We start from the raw sequence: 24,315 nt of genomic DNA on the forward strand, positions 1-24,315 counted from the left end.
AATGAAATTATTGTTTGTTAGTTAACTCTGTATTTAGTCTTGCGATTGTTTTTCTCAAATCTCTGATTTGAATCGGGTTTTCAACTGGGCTGATTGCATGAGCCAATTTCAATTTAGAATATTGAGCTTTTGCTTCAGTTAGTTGAGCTTGAATATCACCCGCGCTTAAATTTTTAATATCAGCTTTTTTCATTGTATTCAAAGATTATAGAGGTTTAACAAAATCGTTAGCAACTATGAATTTAGTAACTACTGGTAATTTTTGTGCGGCAAGTCTAAGAGCTTCTTTCGCTACTTCGTAAGGAACTCCACCTACTTCGAACATAATTTTACCTGGTTTTACTACAGCTACCCAATACTCTACGGCACCTTTACCTTTACCCATCCTTACTTCGGCTGGTTTTTTAGTAATTGGCTTATCCGGGAAGATTTTGATCCATAGTTGACCTTCTCTCTTCATATATCTTGTCGCAGCGATACGCGCAGCTTCAATCTGTCTTGCAGTGATCCAAGCACCTTCTGTCGCCTTGATTCCGAAAGTTCCATAAGCAAGTTGACTACCTCTCTGGGCATTCCCCTTCATCTTCATCTTATGTACACGACGGAACTTGGTTCTTTTTGGTTGTAACATAATTTCTAAATTTTAGATTTTAGATTTTAGATTTTAGATTTTTTTATTTTAAAAAAGTAACGGTAATTTAAAATTCAAAATTTCTAATCTAAAATTTTTAATTATTATTGTTATTATTGTTATTGTTCTTTCTAGGTCTTCTGTTGTCTCTGTCTCCTCCTCTGTTTCCTCTGTCTGACTGACCTCCTTTTTTCTGTTGTCCCACTAGTGGAGAAAGTTCTCTTTTACCGTAAACTTCACCTTTCATGATCCAAACTTTTACACCTAGCTTACCATATTGAGTAAGTGCTTCACCGATGTGGTAATCGATATCTGCTCTGAAAGTAGACAATGGAATTCTTCCTTCTTTGAAAGATTCTGATCTTGCCATCTCAGCTCCGTTCAGTCTACCAGAGATTTGAACTTTGATACCTTCTGCACCCATTCTCATTGTACCAGCCATTGCCATCTTTACAGCTCTTCTGTAAGAAATTCTGTTTTCGATTTGTTTAGCGATACTATCTGCAACTAATACTGCATCAAGCTCAGGTCTTTTGATTTCGAAAATATTGATTTGAATATCTTTTTTAGTAAGCTTCTTCAATTCTTCTTTTAACTTGTCAACTTCCTGACCTCCTTTACCGATGATAAGTCCCGGTCTAGCAGTAGTGATTGTAACTGTTACTAATTTTAAAGTTCTTTCAATAAAAATTCTTGAAATACCACCTTTAGATAATCTAGCTTCAAGGTATCTTCTGATTTTGTAGTCTTCAGCGATTCTGTCTCCATAATCGTTACCACCAAACCAGTTAGAATCCCATCCTCTGATGATACCTAATCTGTTACCAATTGGATTTGTCTTCTGTCCCATACCTTGATTAATTTTCTTTATTACCTAAGATTAATGTAACGTGGTTAGATCTTTTTCTGATTCTATACCCTCTCCCTTGCGGTGCTGGTCTTAGTCTCTTCAATTGTCTTGCACTATCCACAAAAATTTCTTTAACGATAAGGTTTGCTTCCTCGATGTCAGCTCCTTCGTTTTTAGTTTGCCAGTTGGCAATAGCAGAAAGAAGTAATTTTTCTAATTTGTTAGAAGCCTCTTTCTTAGAATATTTTAGGATATAAAGTGCTTTATCTACCTGCTCTCCTCTAATGATATCAGCAACTAATCTCATTTTTCTTGGAGAAGAAGGGCAGTTGTTTAATGAAGCTTTCACAACGTCTTTGTTAGCTTCTTTTCTTGCGATTGCGCTATCTTGTTTTCTTGATCCCATGATTATCTGCTTCCTTTGTTTTTGTTACCACCATGACCTCTGAAAGATCTTGTTGGAGAAAATTCGCCTAACTTGTGACCAACCATGTTTTCTGTAACATATACAGGGATAAAAGATTTCCCGTTGTGTACAGCAATAGTTTGTCCTACGAAGTCCGGAGAGATCATAGATGCTCTAGACCAAGTTTTGATAACTGTCTTCTTACCAGACTCTATATTTGCCTGAACCTTCTTATCTAAAGTATGATGAATGAACGGTCCTTTTTTAAGTGATCTTGCCATAATTATTTTCTTTTAGATACGATGTAACGGTTAGACACTTTGTTTTTCTTTCTAGTTTTGTAACCTTTAGCCGGTTTACCGTTTCTAGATCTTGGGTGACCTCCAGAAGAACGTCCTTCACCACCACCCATCGGGTGATCTACAGGGTTCATTACTACCGCTCTTGTTCTTGGTCTTCTACCTAACCATCTGCTTCTACCAGCTTTACCTGATACAGTTAATTGGTGATCAGAGTTGGAAACTGAACCGATCATTGCCATACATTCAGTAAGGATCATTCTAGATTCTCCTGAAGGCAATTTGATGATTGCATATTTTCCGTCTCTTGATGTAAGTTGAGCTGAAGAACCAGCACTTCTTGCTAAAATTGCACCTTGACCAGGCTTCATTTCAACACATGAAATCACAGTACCCAATGGAATATTTTTCAATTTCATTGCGTTACCGATATTTGGTTCTACGCTTTCACCTGAAACTACTTTCTGATCTACTTTAATACCGTTTGGAGCGATGATATATCTTTTCTCTCCATCAGCATATTCTAATAAAGCGATAAATGCAGTTCTGTTTGGATCGTATTCTACAGATTTTACAGTTGCTTCAACGTTTGCTTTGTTTCTTTTGAAGTCAATAATTCTGTATTTCTTTTTGTGTCCACCTCCGGTGTAACGCATGGTCATTTTACCTGTTTGGTTACGTCCACCTGACTTTTTAATACCAACTGTTAGAGATTTCTCTGGTTTGTTAGTAGTAATTTCCTCAAAATTGTTTACAATTCTGAATCTCTGTCCCGGGGTGATAGGTTTTAATTTTCTAACAGACATTACTATTATTTATAATTAATAATTAATTTACAGCAAAAATATCGATAACCTCACCTTCAGCAAGTTTGATTACCGCTTTTTTCAATTTGTTTGTCTTTCCTACTTGAAGACCTTTTTTAGTGTATTTCGAAGAAACCTTCGGAGCATAAATCATTGTATTAACGTCTGCTACTTTTACACCATAAGCCGCTTCTACAGCTTTTTTAATTTGGATTTTATTCGCCTTAGTATCTACTAAGAAAGAATAAGAACCTCTTAAATCTGTAAGGTAGTTAGCCTTTTCTGAGATAACTGGTTTAATAATAACTGACATGACTTATTTCTTTAAATTTTCCTGGAATTTTTCAACTGCACCTTCAAAGAATACGATCTCACCAGCGTTTACTAAGTCGTAAGAACTGATTTCGTCGAATTTTTTAACCTGAGCCTTAGCCAGGTTTCTTGAAGATAAATACACATTCTTGTTAGCTTCAGGAAGAACGAATAAAGATTTTTTACCGTTAAGTTCCAATGCATTTAATACATTGATGAAATCTTTAGTCTTAGGAGCGTTTAAGCTCAAATCTTCTAAAACTCTGATGCTGTTGTCTCTCATTTTCTGAGATAAAACAGATTTTTTTGCTAATCTCTTAAGAGCTTTGTTCAATTTGAATCTGTAGTCTCTTGGTTTTGGTCCAAATACTCTACCTCCACCTCTGAAAGTTGGAGATTTGATATCCCCGTATCTAGCAGATCCAGATCCTTTTTGCTTCTTAAGTTTTTTAGTAGAAGCAGTGATTTCGCTTCTTTCTTTTGCTTTATGAGTACCTTGTCTCTGAGCAGCAAGATACTGTTTAACTTCTAAGTAAACCGCGTGCTGATTTGGCTCAATTCCGAATACTGTTTCGTCTAGAGTTACTTTTCTTCCGGTCTCTTTTCCTGATGTATTTAATACTACTAGTTCCATTTCTTGATAATTACATAAGAATTTTTAGCTCCCGGAACAGCACCTTTTACTACTAAAAGATTTTGTTCTTGATCAACTTTTAACACTTGAAGGTTTTGAACAGTTACCTGCTTACCTCCCATTCTTCCAGCCATTCTCATCCCTTTGAATACTCTTGAAGGGTCTGAACCAGCACCGATAGAACCTGGAGCTCTAAGTCTGTTGTGCTGACCATGAGTTGCCTGCATTACACCTCCAAATCCGTGTCTTTTAACAACACCCTGGAAGCCTTTACCTTTAGAAGTACCTGTTACGTCTACATATTCACCTTCAGCAAACATGTTTACTTCTACTAAATCTCCTACTTTTACTGTGTGCTCAAATTCATTTCTGAATTCCATCACTTTCGCTTTCGGAGTTGAACCAGCCTTTTTAAAATGACCAGCTAACGCTTTACCAACGTTCTTCTCACTCTTGTCATCGAAACCCAGCTGTACGGCTACATAACCGTCAACCTCTTGGGTTCTGACCTGTAAAACCGGGCATGGACCAGCTTGGATAACTGTACAAGGAATGTTTTTTCCTTCTTCGTTAAACAAAGATGTCATACCGATTTTTTTACCAATAATACCTGACATTGTTTATATTATAATAAAATTTATCCTTTATTTATCACCATTTTAAAGAGGTTGAAAGCAATTTCTACTTCTGATATAGGCATACTACACCCCTAAAATGAGTGTGCAAATTTATGAATAATTTTATAACTGACAAATATTTACAGCAAAATATTTTGATTTTTAATCATTTAGATAATTTTGGGAAAATTCAGGTGAAATTTCCCTGAATTTTTTTTTGAATTGTAAAAAATTTAAAATGAATTCATTTTTACTTAACAATGACACTCACCCCAATTTCTTCGAGTCTATTTTTATCCTCCTGCAAAATGTCTTTATCTGTGATGAGATAATCGATTTTGTCCAGATCTGCAATTTTACCGAAGCCTTTTTTATTTAATTTGGAAGAATCTGCAAGGATGACAACCTTATCAGAACATTCCATCATTAATTGATTGAGATGGGCTTCCGCAGCGTTCGAAGTACTGATCCCAAAATCCATATCGATGCCGTCGACACCCAGAAATAATTTATTGCATGAAAACTGTTTCAGAATTGTTTCAGAAATAGAACCGACAATTGAAGTAGAGCTTTTTCTTACCTCACCTCCCAGTTGTATAATATTAATGTTAGGATTATTACACAGTTCTATTGCCACACGCAGAGAAGAAGTTAAAACAGTCAGCGGTCCAAAATTAACCAGCATTCTGGCCAGGTAATGCATCGTGGTTCCGGAAGCCAGTATGATACAGTCATTTTCCTGAATTAAAGATAAGGCCGCTTTTGCAATATTCTGTTTCGCTTCTACATTAATGTTTTCCTTTTCATCCACATTCTTTTCATAAGCGTAGCGCACGTGTTTGCTCGCACCACCATGATTTCGAAAAAGCAGTCCCAAACTTTCGAGATAGTTCAGATCCTTTCGGATCGTAACCGATGATACGTTAAATTTTTCACATAAATCCTGCACGAGCACATAATCTTTCTCTTCCAACTCCTTCAAAATATCATTATGTCGTGACAGTAATTTTTCCATTCCAGTAATTTTATCAAAAATAACACTTTTATTTCGATTCGAAAAATTTCATTTATTTTCTTTTTGGTTTCGTTTTTAATTTATATATTTGAAAACGAAACATAACGAAATATCATGAAACGAAATGAAGAACTCAGCAAATTAACCACCGTAAAAGAATGGGATTTTATCATCATCGGTGGAGGGGCAAGCGGCTTAGGTTCAGCATTGGATGCAGTGAGCAGAGGATTTAAAACGTTACTGTTGGAGTCTCACGATTTCGCAAAAGCGACTTCCAGCAGAAGTACCAAACTGGTACACGGCGGAGTGCGGTATTTGGCACAGGGAGATATCGGCTTGGTAAAAGAAGCCTTAAAAGAAAGAGGATTATTGGCAAAAAATGCCGCTCATGTAGTGAAGAATCAATCTTTTATCATTCCAAATTATACATGGTGGGGCGGAATTTATTATAAAATAGGACTTTCGATTTATGATTTTCTGGCAGGAAAATTAAGTTTAGGTAAAACGAAATACATCAGCAAATCAAAAACCGTAGAAAAGCTTCCGACGATCGAACAAAAAGGATTGGCAAGCGGGGTTGTTTATCAGGACGGTCAGTTTGACGATGCGAGATTGGCGATCAATTTGACCCAAACAATTATTGAAAAAGGCGGAACAGCCGTTAATTATGTTAAAGTCATTAATTTAATTAAAAATGATTCCAATAAAATCACAGGGGTAGTTGCAGAAGACCAATTTACTAATCAACGATATGAAATTCATGGAAAAGTGGTCATCAACGCAACCGGAGTTTTCACGAATGATATATTAAATATGAATAATCCGAAACACGGAAAATTCGTAGTTCCAAGCCAGGGAATTCATTTGGTGCTGGACAAATCATTCTTAAAAAGCGACGACGCCATCATGATTCCTAAAACTTCAGACGGCAGGGTTTTGTTTGTCGTTCCGTGGCACGACAGAGCTTTGGTAGGAACTACCGATACTTTGCTGGAAAGTGAAAGTTTCGAACCGAGAGCATTGGAAGAAGAAATTAATTTTGTTTTAAATACCGCAAGACAATATTTATCCAAAAAACCGACGCGTGAAGATGTAAAATCAGTTTTCGCAGGGCTTCGGCCGCTCGCCGCCCCGAAAGACGGAAGCAAAAGCACGAAAGAAGTTTCAAGAAGTCATAAGGTGATCACATCCGATACAGGGCTGGTTTCCATCATCGGAGGAAAATGGACAACTTACCGGAAAATGGCAGAAGATACCATCAATGAAGCCATGAAAGTTCACCAATTAGGAATGACAACTTCCAAAACCGAGCATCTTTCGATCCATGGAAATGTGAAACCTGAAACCGTAGACAGAAGCAATCATCTGTACGTTTATGGCTCAGACATTCCGGAAATCAAAAAATTACAGCAAAACAATCCTGAATTTTCAGAGAAGATACATCCTGATCATCCATTCACCATCGCAGAAGCCATCTGGGCGGTCCGAAACGAAATGGCTCAAACCATTGAAGATATTCTGGCCCGAAGAGTCCGACTTTTATTTTTAGATGCAAGAGCCGCAATCGACAGTGCACATAAGATCGCTGCAATCATCGCAAAAGAAAACGGGCATTCTGAAGAATGGGCAAACGAACAGGAAAGAGAATTTATCGAATTGGCGAAAGGATATTTATTGACTCCTTATTCTCCAAGATCTATTTAACCTTAATTAATGTCATAAGATGAGTGAAAAGCTAATTCTCGCTCTGGATCAAGGTACAACCTCGTCAAGAGCTATTTTATTCAATCACAGCGGAGAAATAGAATTTGTTTCTCAGAAAAGTTTCGAACAGATATATCCTACTCCGGGCTGGGTAGAACATGACCCCAATGAAATATGGTCATCCCAGGTTTCCGTAGCAGCGGAAGTCATTGCCAAAGCAGGAATTTCCGGAAGGGAAGTTGCCGCCATCGGTATTACCAATCAACGTGAAACTACTGTTGTCTGGGACAAAGAAACTGGCGAACCGGTTTACAACGCCATCGTCTGGCAAGACAGAAGAACATCCAAATACTGCGACGAATTAAAAGAGCAGGGTCATACGGATATGATTAAAGAAAAAACAGGACTCGTATTGGATGCTTATTTTTCGGCAACAAAACTAAAGTGGATCCTGGATAACGTAGATGGCGCAAGAGAAAAAGCAGAAGCAGGAAAACTGTGTTTCGGAACAGTTGATACTTACCTTGTCTGGAAACTGACCCGCGGAAAAATGTTTATTACAGATGTTTCGAATGCGAGCAGAACGATGCTGTTGAACATTCATACTTTAGAGTGGGATAATGATTTATTAGAATTATTCAATATTCCAAGAGGGATTTTACCGGAAGTAAAGCAAAGCAGTGAAATCTACGGGGAAACGGCCACTACTTTATTCTCAACAAAAATTCCGATTGCAGGAATTGCAGGAGATCAGCAGGCTGCCTTATTCGGACAGATGTGTACCACTCCGGGGATGGTAAAAAACACTTACGGCACAGGTTGTTTTCTATTAATGAACACAGGAAAAGAAGCTGTTTTATCTAAAAATAATTTACTGACAACTGTCGCATGGAAAATCAATGGAGAGGTTAATTACGCTTTGGAAGGAAGTGTATTCGTGGGTGGTGCAGCTATTCAGTGGTTGAGAGATGGATTAAAATTAATTCATTCTGCAGAAGAAATCAATACATTAGCACAATCCGTTGAAGATAACGGCGGAGTTTATTTCGTTCCTGCACTTACAGGTCTTGGAGCGCCTTATTGGGATCAGTATGCCCGTGGAACTATTGTAGGCGTAACCCGCGGAACCACCAACGGTCATATCGCAAGAGCCACTTTGGAAGGCATCGCTTTTCAGGTGTATGACATTGTAAAATCTATGGAGGCAGATTCTGGAAAGAAAAGTCCGGAATTGAGAGTCGATGGCGGAGCTTCTGCAAGTGATATTTTAATGCAGATTCAGTCGGATTTGTTCGGATTTAAAATTACAAGACCCAAAACATTGGAAACAACCGCTTTGGGAGCAGCTTATCTTGCCGGACTTGCCGTTGGGTATTGGAAAAACATTGATGAAATTCAATCTCAATGGATCGTAGATAAAGATTTCCACCCGAAACTGGAAAAAGAAAAGGTTGAAAAAATGGTTAAAACCTGGAATAAAGCCGTTCAGCGTTCACAAAACTGGATAGAAGATTAATCCTCATAAAATACAGATATGACTCCATTTATAGCAGAAATAATCGGAACAATGCTTCTGATTTTATTAGGAAACGGTGTTGTGGCCAATGTTGTTTTAAAAGACACGAAAGGCAATAATTCTGGATGGATTGTGATTACAACAGCCTGGGCATTAGCGGTTTTCGTGGGTGTGACGGTTGCAGGACCTGTCAGTGGTGCTCATTTGAATCCGGCGGTAACATTAGGACTGGCGATTGCAGGAAAATTTTCTTGGGATCTGGTTCCCACTTACATCGCAGCTCAGATGATTGGGGCAATGTTGGGTGCTTTTCTGGTTTGGCTTTTTAATAAAGATCATTTTGCCATCACCGAAGATGAAAGCGCAAAACTGGCGTGTTTCAGCACCGGTCCGGCGATCAGAAAACCAATTTCTAATCTGATCAGTGAAACTATCGGAACTTTCGTGCTGGTCTTTGTGATTTTCTATTTTGCAGATCCAAGCCTTACTTTACAGCATGAACCGACGGCAAAAATAGGATTAGGAACAGTTGGAGCACTGCCTGTTACCTTCTTGGTTTGGGCGATTGGTTTGTCTTTGGGAGGAACCACAGGATATGCTATCAATCCGGCACGTGACTTAGGGCCAAGAATTATGCACGCAATCCTTCCGGTGAAAGGAAACAGTGATTGGAGCTATGCATGGATTCCCGTCGCAGGTCCCATTTTAGGAGCAACCATCGCAGCTTTATTGCATGGAGCTTTAAGTTAATCTCAGAAAGTTTACTCAATGAAAAAAGTTATCATTTTTTGCCTGGTTGTACTAGGCACAGGGAATCTTTTTGCCCAGGAGAATATAGAAAATCAGGAAGACAGCAGACTTGATTTCACGGCAAATATTCAGAACAATCACCTTTGGAGAGGATTAATCATTACCGATAAACCTGTAGTGATGGGAAATCTTTCCTACGCTTTGGATAAAGATAAAAAATGGAAAGTCGGAATCTGGGGAGCATCAGCTTTAACGGATGATAAAGACGGAACGCATTATAAAGAAATCAATTATTATGTACAATACTCGAATGGAAGATTGTATATCGGATTGTGGGATTTATTTAATTCCAGGAACATTAATACGGCAGTTGCTTCGGATGATATTTTCAATTATTCCAACAGGAGAACCGCTCATATTATTGATTTAAGAACTAATTACACCTTCGGGCCTTCATTTCCTTTAAATATTGAAGCAGACATCATGCTTTACGGAGGTGCCAACGCGGGTGAAGTTGTTCTCGAACCTGATGGAAGTTATAAAAAGAATAAATATTCAACATATGTTCAGGCGAGCTATCCGGTGATAAAAAATAAAAAAGTGAATCTTGATGCTTTTGTCGGAGCAGGTTTTGCCTTAAATGACAAAACATTCCTGTATGGAAACGGAAAAAACAGTTTTGATATTGTAAATGTAGGCGTAAAAGCAAGCAAAACAATCAAAATCACCGAACATTACAGTCTGCCGGTTTCTATGATGGCCATGTGGAATCCTTCGAATAAGTTTGCAAGAATACAGCTTGCAGCAACGGTATTTTAAAAATTAAATTAAATAAATTGTTAGTTATTTGTAAACCATCTCTTTCTCGGGATGGTTTTGTTTTTAGGTGCTAAAGGTTAATTTCTATTTTGGCTGTTTGAAAATTTTATTAAATTAAAATCCCTTTATAAAAGAAATTTCCGTGATATTACGGTGTAATTTTTGCTGAGATATTTTTAATTTTGAGAAAATTTATAATATGAAAAAGATTTTAAGTGTACTTATTTTATGCATCAGTATTTTGTCTTTTGCACAAACGAAAGCTCCGTTTACCGGAAAGAGAGATTTTAATATCGAACAGGGGGCGAGCGGATCCGGAACTCCGGCGTATTATCTTGATGTAAAAAATAATGGGGATGTGCATTTCGGTTTCGTCCAGATCAATCAGGCAGACGGAACGGAAACAAAAGAAGAAATCAATGCAGGAAAGTACAATCCGACAGTGATGAAGGTACATTTTAAAACCTACAACGAAACTTTTTATGTAAAATTTGATCAAGAAAAAATCTATCTGACCGATGAAAAAGGGAAAATTATGAAATCCGACGATTGCTGCCCTGTTTCCGAAATGGCGGAACTCAACTGCAATTGTGAAGGCACATTATACCAATAATGAAAGTCTTCCCATTTTTATTTCTCTTCTTTATTTTCTCATGCTCGAAAAAAGAGAATCATCCTTACACCTTTTATTACTGGAAAACTAAGCTGGCTTTAGATGAAACTGAAAAAAAAGTTTTAAATAAAGCTTCGAGCCCGTATTTGTACACCCGCTTTTTTGACATTGACAAATCCGGCGGAAAATTTCAACCTGTCGGTGTGATTACCAAAGACAAAAGTTTTGAAATTCAGCAGCAAATAGTTCCTACGGTTTTCATTACCAATCGCACCTTTCTTTATATCAGTAAAGAAGAAATTGCATTTTTGGCGAAAAATATTCATGAGCTGATTCAAAAGAAAGCTTCAGAATATCATTTGAAAATCAACAATGAAATTCAGATCGACTGCGACTGGACAGCCGGAACCCGCGATGATTATTTTAAATTTTTAAAAGAATTAAAGAAAATTTCGGGAAAAGAAATTACCTGTACGCTTCGTCTCCATCAGGTAAAAGATAAAAATCTGACCGGAATTCCGCCAGTGGAAAAAGTCTATCTGATGTGCTATTCTACTTCTTCACCGCTTGAAAATTCGGATAAAAACTCTATTCTTGATGTGAATATTCTGAAAAGTTATTTGTCAAAAATTGATGAATATCCGATTAAAAAAATTGAAGTTGCCCTTCCGATTTACTCTTGGGGAATTGTTACCAATTATTTAGGAAAACATAAGCTCATCAATGCGTTGTCTGAAAAAGACCTGGAAAATCCCAATTTTAAAAGAATTTCACAACATGAAATTGAAATTCAGAAAGACGGTTTCTACTTTGGAAACTATCTGAATAAAGGTTTCAGGATAAAAGTAGAGGAAATTTCTGATCAGCAGCTTCAGGATGTTGTTGACTTTCTGGAGAAAAAAATAAACCATTTTAATATCATTTATTATCAATTAGATAGTAAATTTGTTATAGGACAGAATTTTAATTTTTAGTTAATTTTCGAATAAGTCCCCATTAAAAACACAACGCCACTTCGAGTAGATTTTTGGAAAAAATTGTATCGAGAAGTTATTATTTATTGAAAAAGTTCTCGATACAAAATTCTTTTTCACTTTGCTACCAATAATTTTTACTCGAACTGACGAAAAGAATTAGGATTAATTAAAAAATTATAAACTAAAAAAACACCAACCATACAATGAAAAAGTACTTCCTTTCACTCGCCGTTCTATCCCTTTTTTATACCAAATCCAATGCCTGTGCATGGTCTGATCCGGATTATGAGTATTTCAATTTATTTACCCAAAGCATTATCAAGGATAAATCTTACCTGCCATTTCTCCATAGCTATTCGACAAGATTTTATTCTGATTTCAAACCCAACCAGATTCCGGATGAAAATATCGATTCGTGGAAGAAATTTTTCAATAATCAATTAAGTTATTCTGAAACGGATTATCTGGTGAACAAAATGAACATCAATGATCTCAATGAACTGAAGAAAGGAAATCCGAACAATGCATTATTAAAAAAACTGGGTGCCGGTTTTTATCAAAAATACCGTGAAGCCATTGATTATCTTATTGAGGCAAAATACCTTGAGCCTTACATGAAGATCAATTATGTTGAAAGCCCGGATTCATTTTATTACAGAGAAAATAACACCGATAAAAATGCCACAAATCTTGATTATAATAAAACGATTTCAGCATTAACATCTTTATACAACGCCGCCAAGAACCCTGAAATCAAGCAACGATACGGTTATCAGCTGGTGCGTTTCAATCATTATACAAGAAATTATGATGCGGCTGTTCAGGCTTTCAAAACATACGTCGCACCCATCAGATTAAAAGGTGCTCCCTACCTCATGGCTCTCGATCAGCTTGCCGGCGCACAGCGTGGTTTGGGGATGAACAGTGAGGCCAACTGGAACTTTTTCCAGGTTTTCAAAGACAGCAAAAGCCGTAAAGAATCAGCTTTTGTATCGATGAAACTTTCGGATACCGCTTCTTTTAATAATATTTTAAAAAGAGCCGGAACGAACGACGAAAAAGATATGGCTTATTTTCTTTTGGGCTACGAAGATTTCAACAACCCGATTCCGACTATGGAAAAAATGTTTGAGATCAATCCTGACTCCGAGATTCTGAAAGTAATGGCAGTGAGAAGCATTAATGAACTGGAAAGAAGCTATCTTCCGATCTATTATTACAATAACGATGATCATAATTCGACAGCTCAAACCAACAACAGTAATAAAAATTCTGATCAAAATAAAACCCAGACTGCCGCCGAACCGAAAAAAGAACTTTCTTTCTGGCAAAAGATTGTAAGATTCTTTAAAAACCTTTTTGGTGGCTCGAAAGATAAAAACTCCCCCGAAGGCAAAGCCGATCAAAGTGATGATGAATTGCTGGACAATCCGAACAGGATTCCTGTTTTTACCCAAAACAATTATTATTACGACGAAAAAACAAAGGATTTTCTGGATGATCTGGAAAAATTTACCTCTAAAACAAAAGAAAAATCTAAAGACGAATATTGGCAGATCGCAGACGCTTACCTTAAATTTTTGAAAAAAGATTATAAAGGGAGCACAGAAATTTTAGAAGACATTAAAACAACCAACCCGGAATATCTGGAAGAGATCAAGAGAATGAAAGTTCTGAATGATATCGTTTCCCAGCCAAAAATTGATGCCGAGTACGAAGATCATCTCATGAAAGACTACGCCGAATATTTTGTGGATAAACCGGAACCTAAAAAAGACAGTACCGAAACGAATGAATATGATTATTACGGTGAAGTTCCGTCTACGAAAGATTTTCTGAAAGATGTTTTGGCCAACCGTTATTTCCTTCAGGGCGAGGATGGAAAATCTTTTTTAATGAATAATAAACTTTCTGATCTTCAATACAATCCAAACTCCAGCCTGGTGAAAAGTGTGGAAGATTTTTATAGAAAGCCTAATAAAACCCAGTTTGAGCAGCAGATTATCGCCAAAAACATTAATGATGTCGGAAATATTGATGCCTTCTTTGCCGTAATCTACGGTGACAGAGCCATGAGACAGGCAGATTTTGAAAAAGCTAAATCGTATTACGCAAAAGCTCAAAACTTCTCAGGAATACCAAGAACAGAATGGAACTATGACGAGAAAAAAGCAACTCCGCTTCAGTATGCTGCTACCAGCTATAATGGTTTCAGCAATATTTCCGATCTGGTTTTCGGGCACAATGTCTGGGAAAGCTACCAAAGTACCCCGGATGAAAGCATGGAAAAAGAAGATTATTCTGCGTTTCCGTTTATCAAGCCAACGATGAATAAACTGGAATTGGCGGAAGCTTTAATTCAACTAAAAAAAATCGGAGCCGGTAAAGATGAAAAGTCGGCAACAGCCAATCAGCTTATTGGAAATCTACTGTATAATACTTCGATCTTAGGATATTACAGAGAGCTGTTTGTGATGGATATAGACAATACCAACGGCGGAAAATATGATTTCTGGAGTACGGACAAAAAAAATCCTTATCAATATTATTATAAAAATTTCCTCGACAGGTCTTATATCGAACCGGATAATTTTGATCTTGCCATTAATTATTATAAAAAAGCTTTGGATCTTTCAATGAGTAAAGAACAAAAAGCACGGGTTCTTTTCCAGATGGCCAGCGCCGAGCAAGGAAAATATTATCAGTACGAAGCCAAAAACCCTTCAAAAGTTGATTATTCGGATCCGAAATGGAGTGAGAAAAGTGATGCTTACCAAAAACAATTGGATCAGATTAAAAATCAAAAATACAGAACCTATTTTGCTATGCTGAAAACCCAGTATGCAGAGACAGAAACAGCGAAAAATCTTATGGGAAGCTGTTCTTACTTCAGTTACTTTATGAAATAATTTTAAAATAAAAAAGGAATCAATGTGATTCCTTTTTTTGTTGTCTCAGCCATTCTTCATGCTTTCTTTTGAAGCTTTCGTGTTTCGAATTTTGATTTCTCTTTGCAGCATCGATAGAATGTGAAGAATGTATATCCGTATCTTCTTCGGCAAAATCAGCAAGTTTTTCATAATAGCAATGCAGCTGGTCGAGTTCTTTTTCCGTCAGGTCTTCTATGTCTACAATTCTGTTACTGGCTTTTTCGTTGGCGGCAATGAGTTCATTTAATTTTATCTGAATGGCTTTAGAATCTTTGTTCTGAGCCTTCTGAATAAGAAAAACCATCAAAAAAGTGATGATGGTTGTTCCCGTATTAATGATAAGCTGCCACGTTTCAGAATAATCAAAAATAGGTCCTGTAAGCGCCCATGCTACGACAATGGTTGTAGCCCCGAAAAATGCGTAAGAGCTTCCGGTAAATTTTGTTCCCCAGTCTGAAAATTTTTCGAAAATACTTTTAGTTGATTTATCCATTTTATCAGTTTTTTATACAACAAATTAAGCAAAAACTCCGCCGAAATAGGCAGAGTTTTAAGGTTTTAATTAATTGATTATTGTATTTTAATATTTTATGGCCTTGTCCAGCTCAATCGGATTATTGATTTTTCTGAGCATCTCCTGAAGTTTTTTGCTCAGGTCATTAAACTGCTCTATGTTGGTAATTTTCGTTCCCATCACAAACATTTGTCCCTGCATATTTTCCTTAAAATTATTTCTCATATTCGCCAGCGGATCATTGAAAAACTCTTTCTTTTTCTTTTGCCTGATTTTCTCGGAAATTTCCAGAGGTTTTCTTCCATAGAAAGATTCAACAATTCCGGAAGTGTCGTAAGTTTCTTTTAATTTTCTGTTTTTTACCAATGTGAAAATGAAATTGGATTTCGAATCCTGCAGCTCAAAGATCAATCCCGGCAAACCATTGAATTTGTAAGGACCTTCCGAGATATTAATATCTTTATTAAACCACGCCGTCCACTTTCTACCTCCAAAATCTGCCGTTGCTTTTTGTAAAGTGTAGTCCCCCATTTTTTTAGTTTCATCGGATAATTTCCAATTGATTTTATCTTCTGTCGTGTAGGTGAACATATCGAAATTGATCAGTTCATAATTCTTGTTTTTAAAAGAATTTCGCTCACGTTTCAAAGTCGGAAATTCACCACCGTATTGATTTTCGTAGTTTCCATGTACTTTATTGATGGAATCTGACTCAAGATAATAGTATTCATAAAACTTCACATCTTTTGGATTGACATCCAGTACAAAGTTTAGTTTATCAAGCTGCGTCTGCGTTGAATCTCTTTTAAATTGAAGCTCATAAATAAATCGGTTCGTCTGTGCATTAAAACAGAAACTCATCAATACCATTATTAATAGAATTCTTTTCATAGTAATATTTTTTACAAATATATAAAATAAATAGAACCTTGCAATACATAATAGTATTAATTTCAAACAACTTTAAATAAAATAATTTTACATCTTTTTTTTGAAAACTTATATCTCATTTTTTTGAATTAATTTTAAAAAACTTTAATCATAAAAATTTATTATCATGAAAACACCAATTTCAAATGAAGAATTTTATGCCGGCTTACAGGAACTTCCACAACCTAAGTACCCTTTTCCGGATTTTATACATCCCGATTTCCAGAAACAACGGGAAGAATATTACGAAATGATCGATAAAGATTATTTTTTTCATAGTGAGATGGCTCGCCAAAAACACAAACAGCATAATTTGGTCGATATTGCATCACGAGGCTGTCCATTTTTAAAAACATTGGCTGAGCTGCGACCTTTAGCCTGCTATGCAGCCAATGGAGCAATGATGGATGATTATCTGGATCTCTGTACTCCTGATGAAATGGACAAGATAAATAACCGTATTATTGCAATCCTCACAGGAGAAGAACCCAATGAACCTACCGAAAATGGTATATTTTATCAGTTTTGGACTTTGAGACAGTATACCATTACACGTGAAATGCCCGATCGATTATATCAAAAATTCTTGCAGGCGATATTTGGGATTCTTACTGGATATTCACATGAAAGAGCATACTACAGGGCAAATGCAATTCCTCCACTGTCCATTTATTTAATAATCAGGAACAATACAAGCGGCGCTCTGCCTTTTTGCAAATATGTCGCTATGCAAAAAGATTACCGCCTTTTACCCGATGAAATATTAGAAGATCCTTATATTCTGCGTTTACATACACTTTGCTCTCTGATGATCGGTATCCATAATGATATTATCTCTTTACCCAAAGAACTTCACCGGGAAGGAGATACCATGAATCTTGTAAAAGTTCTCCAACAAGAAAATAAAATCACTTTAAAAGAAGCATATATGGATGCACTTGAGCTTCATGACAGCTATCTGAATGAATTTTTATTATTACACGAAAATTTACCTCAATTTGGAAAATGGCAAGATATGACATATAATTATGTACAAGATTTAGGAATCATGGTAGCAGGAGTTTTTGCATGGCATACAAATGATACCTCACGCTATGTGAATGGCGGATATGTGGAAGGGGAATATAAACCTACATAATCTTTTGGAAAATAAAAAAAGGAATCGCAATGATTCCTTTTTCTCTTAATTATTTATATTGTTTTAAAAACCTGGGTTTACATATACCGTTCTTCCATTTAAAGGCTGAATTGCGCGGAAGTTTGGCTCAGCATAGATTGATTTGTAAGAATTGAATTGGTCAGTAGACAACTGCTGTTTATTCTTAAATACAAACCATGTCACCGGACCTCCGTTTGGAGTAGATGAGTTTGCACCAAAGTTAGGCGTAGTAAGCGAACCGCTGTACGTAAAATACTGGTTGGTATTGCTAGGCAACAAATTCGAAATATCGTAAGTCGTGTTAGGAGAATTAACCCCATTGCTTGTTGTTGGAGATAGGGCAAATAAATTCTGAAGTGAAGAATTACCACTGCCAAGATCTACCAAAACACTCACTACTGCATAAGAATTATCAGAAGCAACATTCACAAAATGAATTTCCATGGTGCTGTATTTCCCGTCGACCGTGTGTTCACTGCTGTAGTGGAAGTGAAAATTCACCAAATTATATTTTTTCCCTCCTACAGTAATATAGTTATTAAAATTATCTGCACCACTTACGTTTACTTTAAGGTTTTCACCGGCATTATTCACTACCGAATTCAAAGTAACCGCACCGTAATGGATCGTAGGATCTATACTGCGAAAAGGAACAGCTTTTGACGGCTCAATATTAATCGGTGTCTGGGATTCTGCAACTGCTGCCGGAATATTTGTCGTAATAATGGGTGTACTGATGATATTCGACGGATAGGAATTCAATTCCATTATTGCACTGTCGTTATGACATGAAATCGCCAATAAAGGAATAAGTCCAAAAGCGATAGCAGCTTTTCTCACACTGGATCTGAAGCCCAATGCATTGTTTTCTTTTTTTCTCATTTGCATTTAAATTTTTATTTATGTTTTTATACAAGCAAATTTAAATACAATTCTAATTCTAACAAACAGGATGTCAGCATTTTAATAACCTTTTAATCGATCACAAAATTTGTTAAAATGACGAAAAATTTTAATTAAAATAAAAGAAATAATAATGCAGTATTCCAAGTTATTCATTAAAAATAAAACAATGGAATAAAAAGTAAAAATCCGTCCCAAAAAGGAACGGATTTTTATATAATCACGGCTTAAGTGCTCGTTATCACACTTTAATTTCTACATCTACACCGCTTGGTAACTCTAATTTCATTAGAGCATCCACCGTTTTAGAAGAAGAAGAGTAGATATCCATTAGTCTCTTGTGAGCTGATAATTGGAACTGTTCTCTAGCTTTCTTGTTTACGTGTGGAGATCTCAACACAGTGAAGATTCTCTTATTTGTTGGCAATGGAATTGGTCCGTTTACAACAGCCCCTGTAGCCTTTACCGTTTTTACGATTTTCTCTGCAGATTTATCTACCAAGTTGTAATCGTAAGATTTAAGTTTTATTCTGATTCTTTGTGACATTTTAATCTAATTTAATATTAACCTTTAGCCTTAGCGATTACTTCTTCAGCAACGTTTGTAGGAGCAGCTTCATACCTTTCGAATTCCATAGAAGATGTTGCTCTACCTGAAGATAATGTTCTAAGAGAAGTTACATAACCGAACATCTCAGAAAGCGGAACGAAAGCTTTGATAACTTTAGCGTTATTTCTGTCATCCATACCGTTTACTGTACCTCTTCTTCTGTTAAGGTCTCCTACGATATCACCCATGTACTCTTCAGGAGTTACTACTTCCAGTTTCATGATTGGTTCCATGATAACCGCTTTAGCAGCTCTACCAGATTCTTTGAAACCTAACTTTGCAGCAAGTTCGAAAGATAGCTGATCCGAGTCAACCTGGTGGTAAGATCCATCTTTCAATGTAATCTTCATAGATTCAACTTCGAATCCAGCTAATGGACCATTTTTCATAGCTTCTCTGAATCCTTTTTCAACTGAAGGGATAAATTCTTTAGGAATGTTACCACCTTTAATTTCGTTAACGAATTCAAGACCTGTTTTACCTTCGTCTGCAGGACCGATTTCGAATACGATATCCGCGAACTTACCTCTACCTCCAGATTGCTTTTTGTAAACCTCTCTGTGGTTAGCTTTTTGTGTAAGAGCTTCTTTGTATTCTACTTGCGGCTGACCTTGGTTAACTTCTACTTTAAACTCTCTTCTCATACGGTCTACGATGATATCCAAGTGAAGCTCACCCATACCAGAGATAATTGTTTGTCCAGAAGCCTCGTCAGTCTTCACCTGGAAAGTAGGATCCTCTTCTGCCAATTTAGCAAGAGCGTTACCCATTTTATCCTGGTCTGCCTTAGTTTTAGGCTCAACAGCGATACCGATTACCGGATCTGGGAAGATCATAGATTCAAGAACGATTGGGTTCTTTTCATCAGATAAAGTATCTCCTGTTTTAATATCTTTAAATCCTACAGCAGCACCAATATCTCCAGCTTCGATATATTCAACCGGATTTTGCTTGTTAGCGTGCATTTGATAGATTCTAGAAATTCTTTCTTTGTTTCCAGATCTTGTGTTCAAAACATAAGAACCAGCATCCAATCTTCCTGAATAAGCTCTGAAGAATGCTAATCTACCTACGAACGGGTCAGTAGCAATCTTGAACGCTAATGCAGCGAAAGGCTCTTCAACAGATGGCTTTCTTTCGATTTCAGCGTCAGTTCTTGGGTCTGTACCTGCGATATTATCCTTATCTAGTGGAGAAGGAAGATATTTACAAACAGCATCAAGCATGAACTGTACTCCTTTGTTTTTGAAAGAAGAACCACAAGTCATAGGAATGATAGAAAGGTCGATAGTAGCTTTTCTAAGCGCTTCGTTGATCTCTTCTTCAGAAATTGAATCCGGATCTTCGAAGAATTTCTCCATCAAAGTTTCATCATAATCAGCTACAGCTTCTACTAATTTCTCTCTATATTCCATTACTTCATCCTTCATGTCATCAGGAATTGGAACTACTTCATAAGTCGCACCTTGTCCTGCTTCATCCCAGATGATAGCTCTGTTTTTAATTAAGTCTACAACCCCTTTGAAATCTTCTTCAGCACCGATTGGTAAAACGATTGGAACTGCATTAGATCCTAACATTTCTTTTACTTGTTTTACAACGTTCAAGAAGTCAGCACCTTGTCTGTCCATTTTGTTTACGAATCCCATTCTTGCTACTTTGTAGTTGTCAGCAAGTCTCCAGTTTGTTTCAGACTGAGGCTCTACTCCGTCTACTGCAGAGAAAAGGAATACCAAACCATCTAATACTCTCAAAGATCTGTTAACTTCTACTGTAAAGTCAACGTGTCCCGGTGTATCGATGATGTTGAAGTGGTAAGGTTTTGTTTCAGGTAATTTTTTTCCCTGATCTGTTGGGAAATTCCAGTTACAAGTAGTTGCAGCAGAAGTAATGGTAATACCTCTTTCTGCTTCCTGTTCCATCCAGTCCATTGTAGAAGCACCATCGTGAACCTCTCCAATTTTGTGGTTTACACCTGTATAGAATAAAATCCTTTCTGTAGTGGTAGTCTTACCTGCATCGATGTGAGCAGCAATACCAATATTTCTTGTAAATTTAAGATCTCTTCCCATTTCAGATTAGAATTTGAAGTGTGAGAAAGCCTTGTTAGCTTCCGCCATTTTGTGAGTATCAGTTTTCTTTTTGAAAGCTGCACCTTCTTCTCTTGAAGCAGCTACAACTTCGTTAGCTAATTTCAAAGCCATAGACTTATCATTTCTAGCTTTAGAATATTTGATTAACCATTTCATTGCCATAGAAATTTTTCTATCAGCTCTGATTGGCATTGGGATTTGGAAGTTAGCTCCACCTACTCTTCTAGAACGTACCTCTACGTGAGGCATTACATTAGTAAGGGCATCTTTCCAGATTTCTAGAGATGTTTTTTCTGTATCACCTTTTTTAGTTTCTACGATATCCAATGCATCATAGAAAATTTTGAATGCGATTGACTTTTTACCGTCAAGCATTAGGTTGTTTACGAATCTTGTTACCAATTGATCATTAAACTTTGGATCTGGTAACAACGGTCTTTTTTTCGCTTTTGTCTTTCTCATTGTTTTTGTACCTTATTTAATGATTATTTTTTCTTTCCTTTTGCTGGTGCAGCTGCAGCTTGACCTGGCTTAGGTCTCTTAGCTCCATACTTCGATCTTCTCTGTGTTCTTCCATTTACACCTGCAGTGTCTAATGCACCTCTTACGATGTGGTAACGTACTCCCGGTAGGTCTTTCACCCTTCCGCCTCTTACCAATACTATCGAGTGCTCTTGAAGATTATGTCCTTCGCCCGGGATGTAGGCGTTCACTTCTTTACCATTAGAAAGTCTTACCCTTGCAACTTTTCTTAGTGCAGAGTTTGGTTTCTTAGGTGTAGTAGTATATACTCTCGTACATACACCACGTCTTTGTGGACAAGAATCAAGGGCAGCCGATTTGCTCTTCTTGGCAAGCGTGGCTCTTCCTTTTCTTACTAATTGTTGAATAGTAGGCATTTAATTGCTTTTTATTTTAGGGTGCAAAAATAGTAATAATTTTTTAATCTACAAATGGTTGTGTAGAAATAATCTTTTTTATTAAAAATTAATTAACAGGCACTTACAATTAATCGACAGTGAGAACCTCTACATTTCTGTTCCACTTAAATTGTCTGATATTTTGCTTAAGCTGTTGAAAATTATCGGCATCTACAGAATAAATAGAAACTTCATCTTTTGAAACGGTAATGCGGTTTTTTATTTTTAAAACAGCGGCTTTTTTCCAGGTTTTCGGAACGTATCCCTGAAACCATTCATCATAAATTACTGCAACATCGTATTTTTTATTACTCGTATATTTTGTCAGAAAATCTTCAAAATGCTGATCAAGCTGTTTTTTATTTTCATTAAAAGGAATCATTTCCTTCGATCCCAAACCGACGATATCCAATAGATGAATATTGGTAAAATAGGTAATAGCCCCGATATCATTCGCGACAACTTTACTGGTATTATAATAGGTATGCAAAAATTTTGCAGACTGAATTTGTTGTTCATAAATATTCTTCCCGCCATTATCCAGCATTTGATGCGCAAAAGAAAATTTGTAAATCAGCAGGAAAATATTCATTAAAACCAAAACAGAAATTAATTTCTCCTTTTTAATATAATTTTTAAAATCTTCAAATAAAGCTTTCATTTTGGGGATCAAAGCCATTGAAAAACCGGTCAGAATATAAGCTTCATACCGAAAATTCCCCCTTAAATCAGCGAACATAGAATGACAGATCATTAATAATGAAATTACAATCAGCAGAAAATTGTCTTTAACAAGATCATTATAATTTTTCTTTTTAAAATCTTTTACAATAAAGATCGCACACATTATAATAGGAAGAAATCCGATTTTGTAGAAACTTTTATTGAATAAAAAATTATCCAGCAACATTGATTTTAATTGATGGGGAAGATTCGAGTCAAAAGTAAATTTCGTTCCCTTCACCACTACCGAATTTGGAAAAAGATAGCCGTCATGCTGATAATTAATATAACAGAAAATGGCAACCGGAATGAACCCGATTAATAAAACAGCAGCTGCTTCCTTCCATTTTTTAATTAAAATAAAACCAAAAGCCAGGCTTACGAAATAAAACATACTCTCGAAACGCACCACTCCCATTAATAATAAAGAAAAGTAAAATCCGAAAACAGCCGTTTTATTTTTAAAATTGGAGAGGCAGAAAATGTTTACAACCAATAAAAAAACATGGAAAACATGTTCCATCCCCGACAGAAGCTGCAAATGCAGTACGGCAAAGAACAGCGTAAATAAGACTGCAGCAACAATATTTTTTACATTTTTAAAAAACTCCGAATAATATTGATTGAGAAAATAAACGATTCCCAGCCCGAAAATCGCATTAAAATAAAGCGGAAGCTGGTCATTATTCCCGAAAAACTGAATCAAAACACTCAAAAGATAAGTGAATAAAGGTGACGATGAAGTGGAAGAAAATTCATATCTCGTAATTCCCCAAACATCGTACAGCGCAAAGTTTTTAGCCATCGCCAAATGAATATAAGCATCATCTATAAGATACACATAATGCCCGTCCGTTTTCGCCAGCACATTAAGGTAATATCCTAAACAGACAGCAAAGAATATGATGAGCGACATCAGAAAACTCTTTACACTAACATTTGATGAAAAACTCATATTTTAAATACATTATAAAAATCTCAAAGATAAGTATCATCAATCATCCAACCATATTTTCGGCATAATATTTATTTAAATTTGTGGTATAAAAATAAACTACCATATAATATGAAAAATGCGAATATCATCGGTCTTAAAGAAACCGACTGCAAGAAAATTGCAGAAAAACTGAATATTCTTTTGGCAAACTATTCTGTTTTTTACCAAAACACAAGAGGTTCTCACTGGAATATCAAAGGTGACCAGTTCTTTACACTTCACCCGAAATTCGAGGAACTTTACAATAGTCTTGTTTTAAAAATTGATGAAATTGCCGAAAGAATTCTGACATTGGGAGCGACACCGGCACACAATTATTCCGATTATCTGAAGGTGGCTACCATTAAAGAAAGCAAGGAAGTAACCGACGCTACAAAAAGCGTTGAAAATATTTTGAGTTCTTTCAAAGTGGTGATCGATCTGCAGAGAGAGCTTTTAGACATCACAGATCAGGCCGGTGACGAGGGTACAAACTCTCAGATGAGCGACTACATCACGGAACAGGAAAAAGAAGTATGGATGTATAACTCTTACCTGGGTAAGTAAACATAAAAAAATTCATCTGAAAATATTAAAAAAATCGCCTT

The 24,315-nt window shown here is 36.4% G+C and carries 27 protein-coding genes; 9 read left to right on the forward strand and 18 right to left on the reverse strand.

The window, feature by feature from the left end; all coding sequences use genetic code 11:
* Positions 1–7: 7 nt before the first annotated feature.
* From rpmC to BMX24_RS12785, 10 genes are all read right to left on the reverse strand, one after another.
* On the reverse strand, positions 8–193 hold the full coding sequence (gene rpmC / locus BMX24_RS12740; protein WP_089793291.1) for a 50S ribosomal protein L29: 186 nt from the start codon (positions 191–193) through the stop codon (positions 8–10).
* Positions 194–205: 12 nt separating this feature from the next.
* Complete coding sequence (gene rplP, locus BMX24_RS12745; RefSeq protein WP_002983219.1) at positions 206–631, reverse strand: 50S ribosomal protein L16; 426 nt, start codon at positions 629–631, stop codon at positions 206–208.
* A gap of 97 nt (positions 632–728) precedes the next feature.
* Positions 729–1,481 (reverse strand): 30S ribosomal protein S3, encoded by a 753-nt coding sequence (gene rpsC, locus BMX24_RS12750; RefSeq protein ID WP_089793293.1) that lies wholly within the window; start codon positions 1,479–1,481, stop codon positions 729–731.
* A 7-nt stretch (positions 1,482–1,488) separates the two neighbouring features.
* On the reverse strand, positions 1,489–1,887 hold the full coding sequence (gene rplV, locus BMX24_RS12755) for a 50S ribosomal protein L22 (protein WP_089793295.1): 399 nt from the start codon (positions 1,885–1,887) through the stop codon (positions 1,489–1,491).
* A gap of 2 nt (positions 1,888–1,889) precedes the next feature.
* Positions 1,890–2,168: a 30S ribosomal protein S19 gene (gene rpsS / locus BMX24_RS12760; RefSeq protein ID WP_002983209.1), complete on the reverse strand. Its 279-nt coding sequence runs from the start codon at positions 2,166–2,168 to the stop codon at positions 1,890–1,892.
* A gap of 2 nt (positions 2,169–2,170) precedes the next feature.
* Positions 2,171–2,992, reverse strand: a complete 822-nt coding sequence (gene rplB / locus BMX24_RS12765; RefSeq protein WP_089793297.1) for a 50S ribosomal protein L2 — start codon at positions 2,990–2,992, stop codon at positions 2,171–2,173.
* Positions 2,993–3,014: 22 nt separating this feature from the next.
* Complete coding sequence (gene rplW / locus BMX24_RS12770; RefSeq protein ID WP_089754637.1) at positions 3,015–3,305, reverse strand: 50S ribosomal protein L23; 291 nt, start codon at positions 3,303–3,305, stop codon at positions 3,015–3,017.
* Positions 3,306–3,308: 3 nt separating this feature from the next.
* Positions 3,309–3,938: a 50S ribosomal protein L4 gene (gene rplD / locus BMX24_RS12775; protein ID WP_089793299.1), complete on the reverse strand. Its 630-nt coding sequence runs from the start codon at positions 3,936–3,938 to the stop codon at positions 3,309–3,311.
* On the reverse strand, positions 3,929–4,555 hold the full coding sequence (rplC, locus tag BMX24_RS12780; RefSeq protein ID WP_089793301.1) for a 50S ribosomal protein L3: 627 nt from the start codon (positions 4,553–4,555) through the stop codon (positions 3,929–3,931). Before rplC ends, rplD begins: the two co-directional genes overlap by 10 nt.
* Positions 4,556–4,805: 250 nt before the next feature.
* A complete protein-coding gene (locus BMX24_RS12785) occupies positions 4,806–5,570 on the reverse strand; it encodes a DeoR/GlpR family DNA-binding transcription regulator (protein WP_089793303.1) in 765 nt (254 codons plus the stop codon).
* Positions 5,571–5,684: 114 nt separating this feature from the next.
* Between BMX24_RS12785 and BMX24_RS12790 the strand changes: the two genes are divergently transcribed.
* The 7 genes from BMX24_RS12790 (at position 5,685) to BMX24_RS12820 (ending at position 14,858) form a co-directional block, all read left to right on the forward strand.
* On the forward strand, positions 5,685–7,274 hold the full coding sequence (locus BMX24_RS12790; protein WP_089793305.1) for a glycerol-3-phosphate dehydrogenase/oxidase: 1,590 nt from the start codon (positions 5,685–5,687) through the stop codon (positions 7,272–7,274).
* Positions 7,275–7,293: 19 nt separating this feature from the next.
* Positions 7,294–8,790, forward strand: a complete 1,497-nt coding sequence (gene glpK / locus BMX24_RS12795) for a glycerol kinase GlpK (protein ID WP_089793307.1) — start codon at positions 7,294–7,296, stop codon at positions 8,788–8,790.
* 18 nt (positions 8,791–8,808) lie between these two features.
* Positions 8,809–9,540: an MIP/aquaporin family protein gene (locus tag BMX24_RS12800; RefSeq protein WP_089793309.1), complete on the forward strand. Its 732-nt coding sequence runs from the start codon at positions 8,809–8,811 to the stop codon at positions 9,538–9,540.
* Positions 9,541–9,558: 18 nt separating this feature from the next.
* The gene (locus BMX24_RS12805; protein ID WP_089793311.1) at positions 9,559–10,359 is read left to right on the forward strand and encodes a hypothetical protein; all 801 of its coding nucleotides are present in this window, start codon (positions 9,559–9,561) and stop codon (positions 10,357–10,359) included.
* A gap of 199 nt (positions 10,360–10,558) precedes the next feature.
* Positions 10,559–10,972, forward strand: a complete 414-nt coding sequence (locus BMX24_RS12810; protein ID WP_089793312.1) for a hypothetical protein — start codon at positions 10,559–10,561, stop codon at positions 10,970–10,972.
* On the forward strand, positions 10,972–11,946 hold the full coding sequence (locus BMX24_RS12815; RefSeq protein WP_089793314.1) for a hypothetical protein: 975 nt from the start codon (positions 10,972–10,974) through the stop codon (positions 11,944–11,946). The genes BMX24_RS12810 and BMX24_RS12815 overlap by 1 nt, the downstream gene beginning before the upstream one ends.
* A 206-nt stretch (positions 11,947–12,152) precedes the next feature.
* Positions 12,153–14,858, forward strand: coding sequence for a hypothetical protein (locus BMX24_RS12820; RefSeq protein WP_089793316.1), 2,706 nt, complete (start codon positions 12,153–12,155; stop codon positions 14,856–14,858).
* A gap of 19 nt (positions 14,859–14,877) precedes the next feature.
* Here BMX24_RS12820 and BMX24_RS12825 read toward each other — a convergent pair whose 3' ends face one another.
* Together BMX24_RS12825 and BMX24_RS12830 are read right to left on the reverse strand one after the other, a co-directional pair.
* A complete protein-coding gene (locus BMX24_RS12825) occupies positions 14,878–15,372 on the reverse strand; it encodes a low affinity iron permease family protein (protein WP_089793318.1) in 495 nt (164 codons plus the stop codon).
* Between the two features lie 87 nt (positions 15,373–15,459).
* Positions 15,460–16,284 carry a GLPGLI family protein gene (locus BMX24_RS12830; RefSeq protein WP_089793320.1) on the reverse strand — a complete coding sequence of 275 codons (825 nt, stop codon included), beginning with the start codon at positions 16,282–16,284 and terminating at the stop codon, positions 15,460–15,462.
* Between the two features lie 166 nt (positions 16,285–16,450).
* Between BMX24_RS12830 and BMX24_RS12835 the strand changes: the two genes are divergently transcribed.
* A complete protein-coding gene (locus tag BMX24_RS12835; RefSeq protein WP_089793321.1) occupies positions 16,451–17,461 on the forward strand; it encodes a terpene synthase family protein in 1,011 nt (336 codons plus the stop codon).
* Between the two features lie 63 nt (positions 17,462–17,524).
* Here BMX24_RS12835 and BMX24_RS12840 read toward each other — a convergent pair whose 3' ends face one another.
* The 6 genes from BMX24_RS12840 to BMX24_RS12865 all read right to left on the reverse strand — a co-directional run bounded on the left by BMX24_RS12840 (position 17,525) and on the right by BMX24_RS12865 (position 23,686).
* The gene (locus BMX24_RS12840; RefSeq protein WP_170835709.1) at positions 17,525–18,364 is read right to left on the reverse strand and encodes a carbonic anhydrase family protein; all 840 of its coding nucleotides are present in this window, start codon (positions 18,362–18,364) and stop codon (positions 17,525–17,527) included.
* Positions 18,365–18,626: 262 nt separating this feature from the next.
* Complete coding sequence (rpsJ, locus tag BMX24_RS12845; RefSeq protein ID WP_002661363.1) at positions 18,627–18,932, reverse strand: 30S ribosomal protein S10; 306 nt, start codon at positions 18,930–18,932, stop codon at positions 18,627–18,629.
* Positions 18,933–18,949: 17 nt separating this feature from the next.
* Positions 18,950–21,067, reverse strand: coding sequence for an elongation factor G (fusA, locus tag BMX24_RS12850; RefSeq protein ID WP_089793325.1), 2,118 nt, complete (start codon positions 21,065–21,067; stop codon positions 18,950–18,952).
* A gap of 6 nt (positions 21,068–21,073) precedes the next feature.
* Complete coding sequence (gene rpsG, locus BMX24_RS12855) at positions 21,074–21,550, reverse strand: 30S ribosomal protein S7 (protein WP_089793327.1); 477 nt, start codon at positions 21,548–21,550, stop codon at positions 21,074–21,076.
* A 23-nt stretch (positions 21,551–21,573) separates the two neighbouring features.
* Positions 21,574–21,987 (reverse strand): 30S ribosomal protein S12, encoded by a 414-nt coding sequence (gene rpsL / locus BMX24_RS12860; RefSeq protein ID WP_002983146.1) that lies wholly within the window; start codon positions 21,985–21,987, stop codon positions 21,574–21,576.
* A 109-nt stretch (positions 21,988–22,096) separates the two neighbouring features.
* Positions 22,097–23,686 carry a hypothetical protein gene (locus tag BMX24_RS12865; RefSeq protein ID WP_139176842.1) on the reverse strand — a complete coding sequence of 530 codons (1,590 nt, stop codon included), beginning with the start codon at positions 23,684–23,686 and terminating at the stop codon, positions 22,097–22,099.
* Between the two features lie 111 nt (positions 23,687–23,797).
* Here BMX24_RS12865 and BMX24_RS12870 point away from each other — a divergent pair, with 111 nt between their 5' ends.
* Positions 23,798–24,274 carry a Dps family protein gene (locus BMX24_RS12870; RefSeq protein ID WP_089793331.1) on the forward strand — a complete coding sequence of 159 codons (477 nt, stop codon included), beginning with the start codon at positions 23,798–23,800 and terminating at the stop codon, positions 24,272–24,274.
* Positions 24,275–24,315 lie beyond the last annotated feature (41 nt).

It is taken from the genome of Chryseobacterium wanjuense, from assembly GCF_900111495.1.
Lineage (GTDB): Bacteria > Bacteroidota > Bacteroidia > Flavobacteriales > Weeksellaceae > Chryseobacterium > Chryseobacterium wanjuense.

What these genes read in the sequence shown, in the direction of transcription:
- BMX24_RS12810 (WP_089793312.1), top strand. Translation starts at nt 10,559, where the DNA reads ATGAAAAAGATTTTAAGTGTACTTATTTTATGCATCAGTATTTTGTCT.
- rpsS (WP_002983209.1), bottom strand. Translation starts at nt 2,168, where the DNA reads ATGGCAAGATCACTTAAAAAAGGACCGTTCATTCATCATACTTTAGAT.
- glpK (WP_089793307.1), top strand. Translation starts at nt 7,294, where the DNA reads ATGAGTGAAAAGCTAATTCTCGCTCTGGATCAAGGTACAACCTCGTCA.
- rplW (WP_089754637.1), bottom strand. Translation starts at nt 3,305, where the DNA reads ATGTCAGTTATTATTAAACCAGTTATCTCAGAAAAGGCTAACTACCTT.
- BMX24_RS12805 (WP_089793311.1), top strand. Translation starts at nt 9,559, where the DNA reads ATGAAAAAAGTTATCATTTTTTGCCTGGTTGTACTAGGCACAGGGAAT.
- BMX24_RS12865 (WP_139176842.1), bottom strand. Translation starts at nt 23,686, where the DNA reads ATGAGTTTTTCATCAAATGTTAGTGTAAAGAGTTTTCTGATGTCGCTC.
- rplD (WP_089793299.1), bottom strand. Translation starts at nt 3,938, where the DNA reads ATGGAACTAGTAGTATTAAATACATCAGGAAAAGAGACCGGAAGAAAA.
- rplB (WP_089793297.1), bottom strand. Translation starts at nt 2,992, where the DNA reads ATGTCTGTTAGAAAATTAAAACCTATCACCCCGGGACAGAGATTCAGA.
- BMX24_RS12825 (WP_089793318.1), bottom strand. Translation starts at nt 15,372, where the DNA reads ATGGATAAATCAACTAAAAGTATTTTCGAAAAATTTTCAGACTGGGGA.
- BMX24_RS12820 (WP_089793316.1), top strand. Translation starts at nt 12,153, where the DNA reads ATGAAAAAGTACTTCCTTTCACTCGCCGTTCTATCCCTTTTTTATACC.
- rpsL (WP_002983146.1), bottom strand. Translation starts at nt 21,987, where the DNA reads ATGCCTACTATTCAACAATTAGTAAGAAAAGGAAGAGCCACGCTTGCC.
- rpsJ (WP_002661363.1), bottom strand. Translation starts at nt 18,932, where the DNA reads ATGTCACAAAGAATCAGAATAAAACTTAAATCTTACGATTACAACTTG.
- rpsC (WP_089793293.1), bottom strand. Translation starts at nt 1,481, where the DNA reads ATGGGACAGAAGACAAATCCAATTGGTAACAGATTAGGTATCATCAGA.
- BMX24_RS12835 (WP_089793321.1), top strand. Translation starts at nt 16,451, where the DNA reads ATGAAAACACCAATTTCAAATGAAGAATTTTATGCCGGCTTACAGGAA.
- rpsG (WP_089793327.1), bottom strand. Translation starts at nt 21,550, where the DNA reads ATGAGAAAGACAAAAGCGAAAAAAAGACCGTTGTTACCAGATCCAAAG.
- BMX24_RS12800 (WP_089793309.1), top strand. Translation starts at nt 8,809, where the DNA reads ATGACTCCATTTATAGCAGAAATAATCGGAACAATGCTTCTGATTTTA.
- BMX24_RS12870 (WP_089793331.1), top strand. Translation starts at nt 23,798, where the DNA reads ATGAAAAATGCGAATATCATCGGTCTTAAAGAAACCGACTGCAAGAAA.
- rplV (WP_089793295.1), bottom strand. Translation starts at nt 1,887, where the DNA reads ATGGGATCAAGAAAACAAGATAGCGCAATCGCAAGAAAAGAAGCTAAC.
- BMX24_RS12830 (WP_089793320.1), bottom strand. Translation starts at nt 16,284, where the DNA reads ATGAAAAGAATTCTATTAATAATGGTATTGATGAGTTTCTGTTTTAAT.
- BMX24_RS12815 (WP_089793314.1), top strand. Translation starts at nt 10,972, where the DNA reads ATGAAAGTCTTCCCATTTTTATTTCTCTTCTTTATTTTCTCATGCTCG.
- BMX24_RS12840 (WP_170835709.1), bottom strand. Translation starts at nt 18,364, where the DNA reads ATGAGAAAAAAAGAAAACAATGCATTGGGCTTCAGATCCAGTGTGAGA.
- rplC (WP_089793301.1), bottom strand. Translation starts at nt 4,555, where the DNA reads ATGTCAGGTATTATTGGTAAAAAAATCGGTATGACATCTTTGTTTAAC.
- fusA (WP_089793325.1), bottom strand. Translation starts at nt 21,067, where the DNA reads ATGGGAAGAGATCTTAAATTTACAAGAAATATTGGTATTGCTGCTCAC.
- BMX24_RS12790 (WP_089793305.1), top strand. Translation starts at nt 5,685, where the DNA reads ATGAAACGAAATGAAGAACTCAGCAAATTAACCACCGTAAAAGAATGG.
- rplP (WP_002983219.1), bottom strand. Translation starts at nt 631, where the DNA reads ATGTTACAACCAAAAAGAACCAAGTTCCGTCGTGTACATAAGATGAAG.
- rpmC (WP_089793291.1), bottom strand. Translation starts at nt 193, where the DNA reads ATGAAAAAAGCTGATATTAAAAATTTAAGCGCGGGTGATATTCAAGCT.
- BMX24_RS12785 (WP_089793303.1), bottom strand. Translation starts at nt 5,570, where the DNA reads ATGGAAAAATTACTGTCACGACATAATGATATTTTGAAGGAGTTGGAA.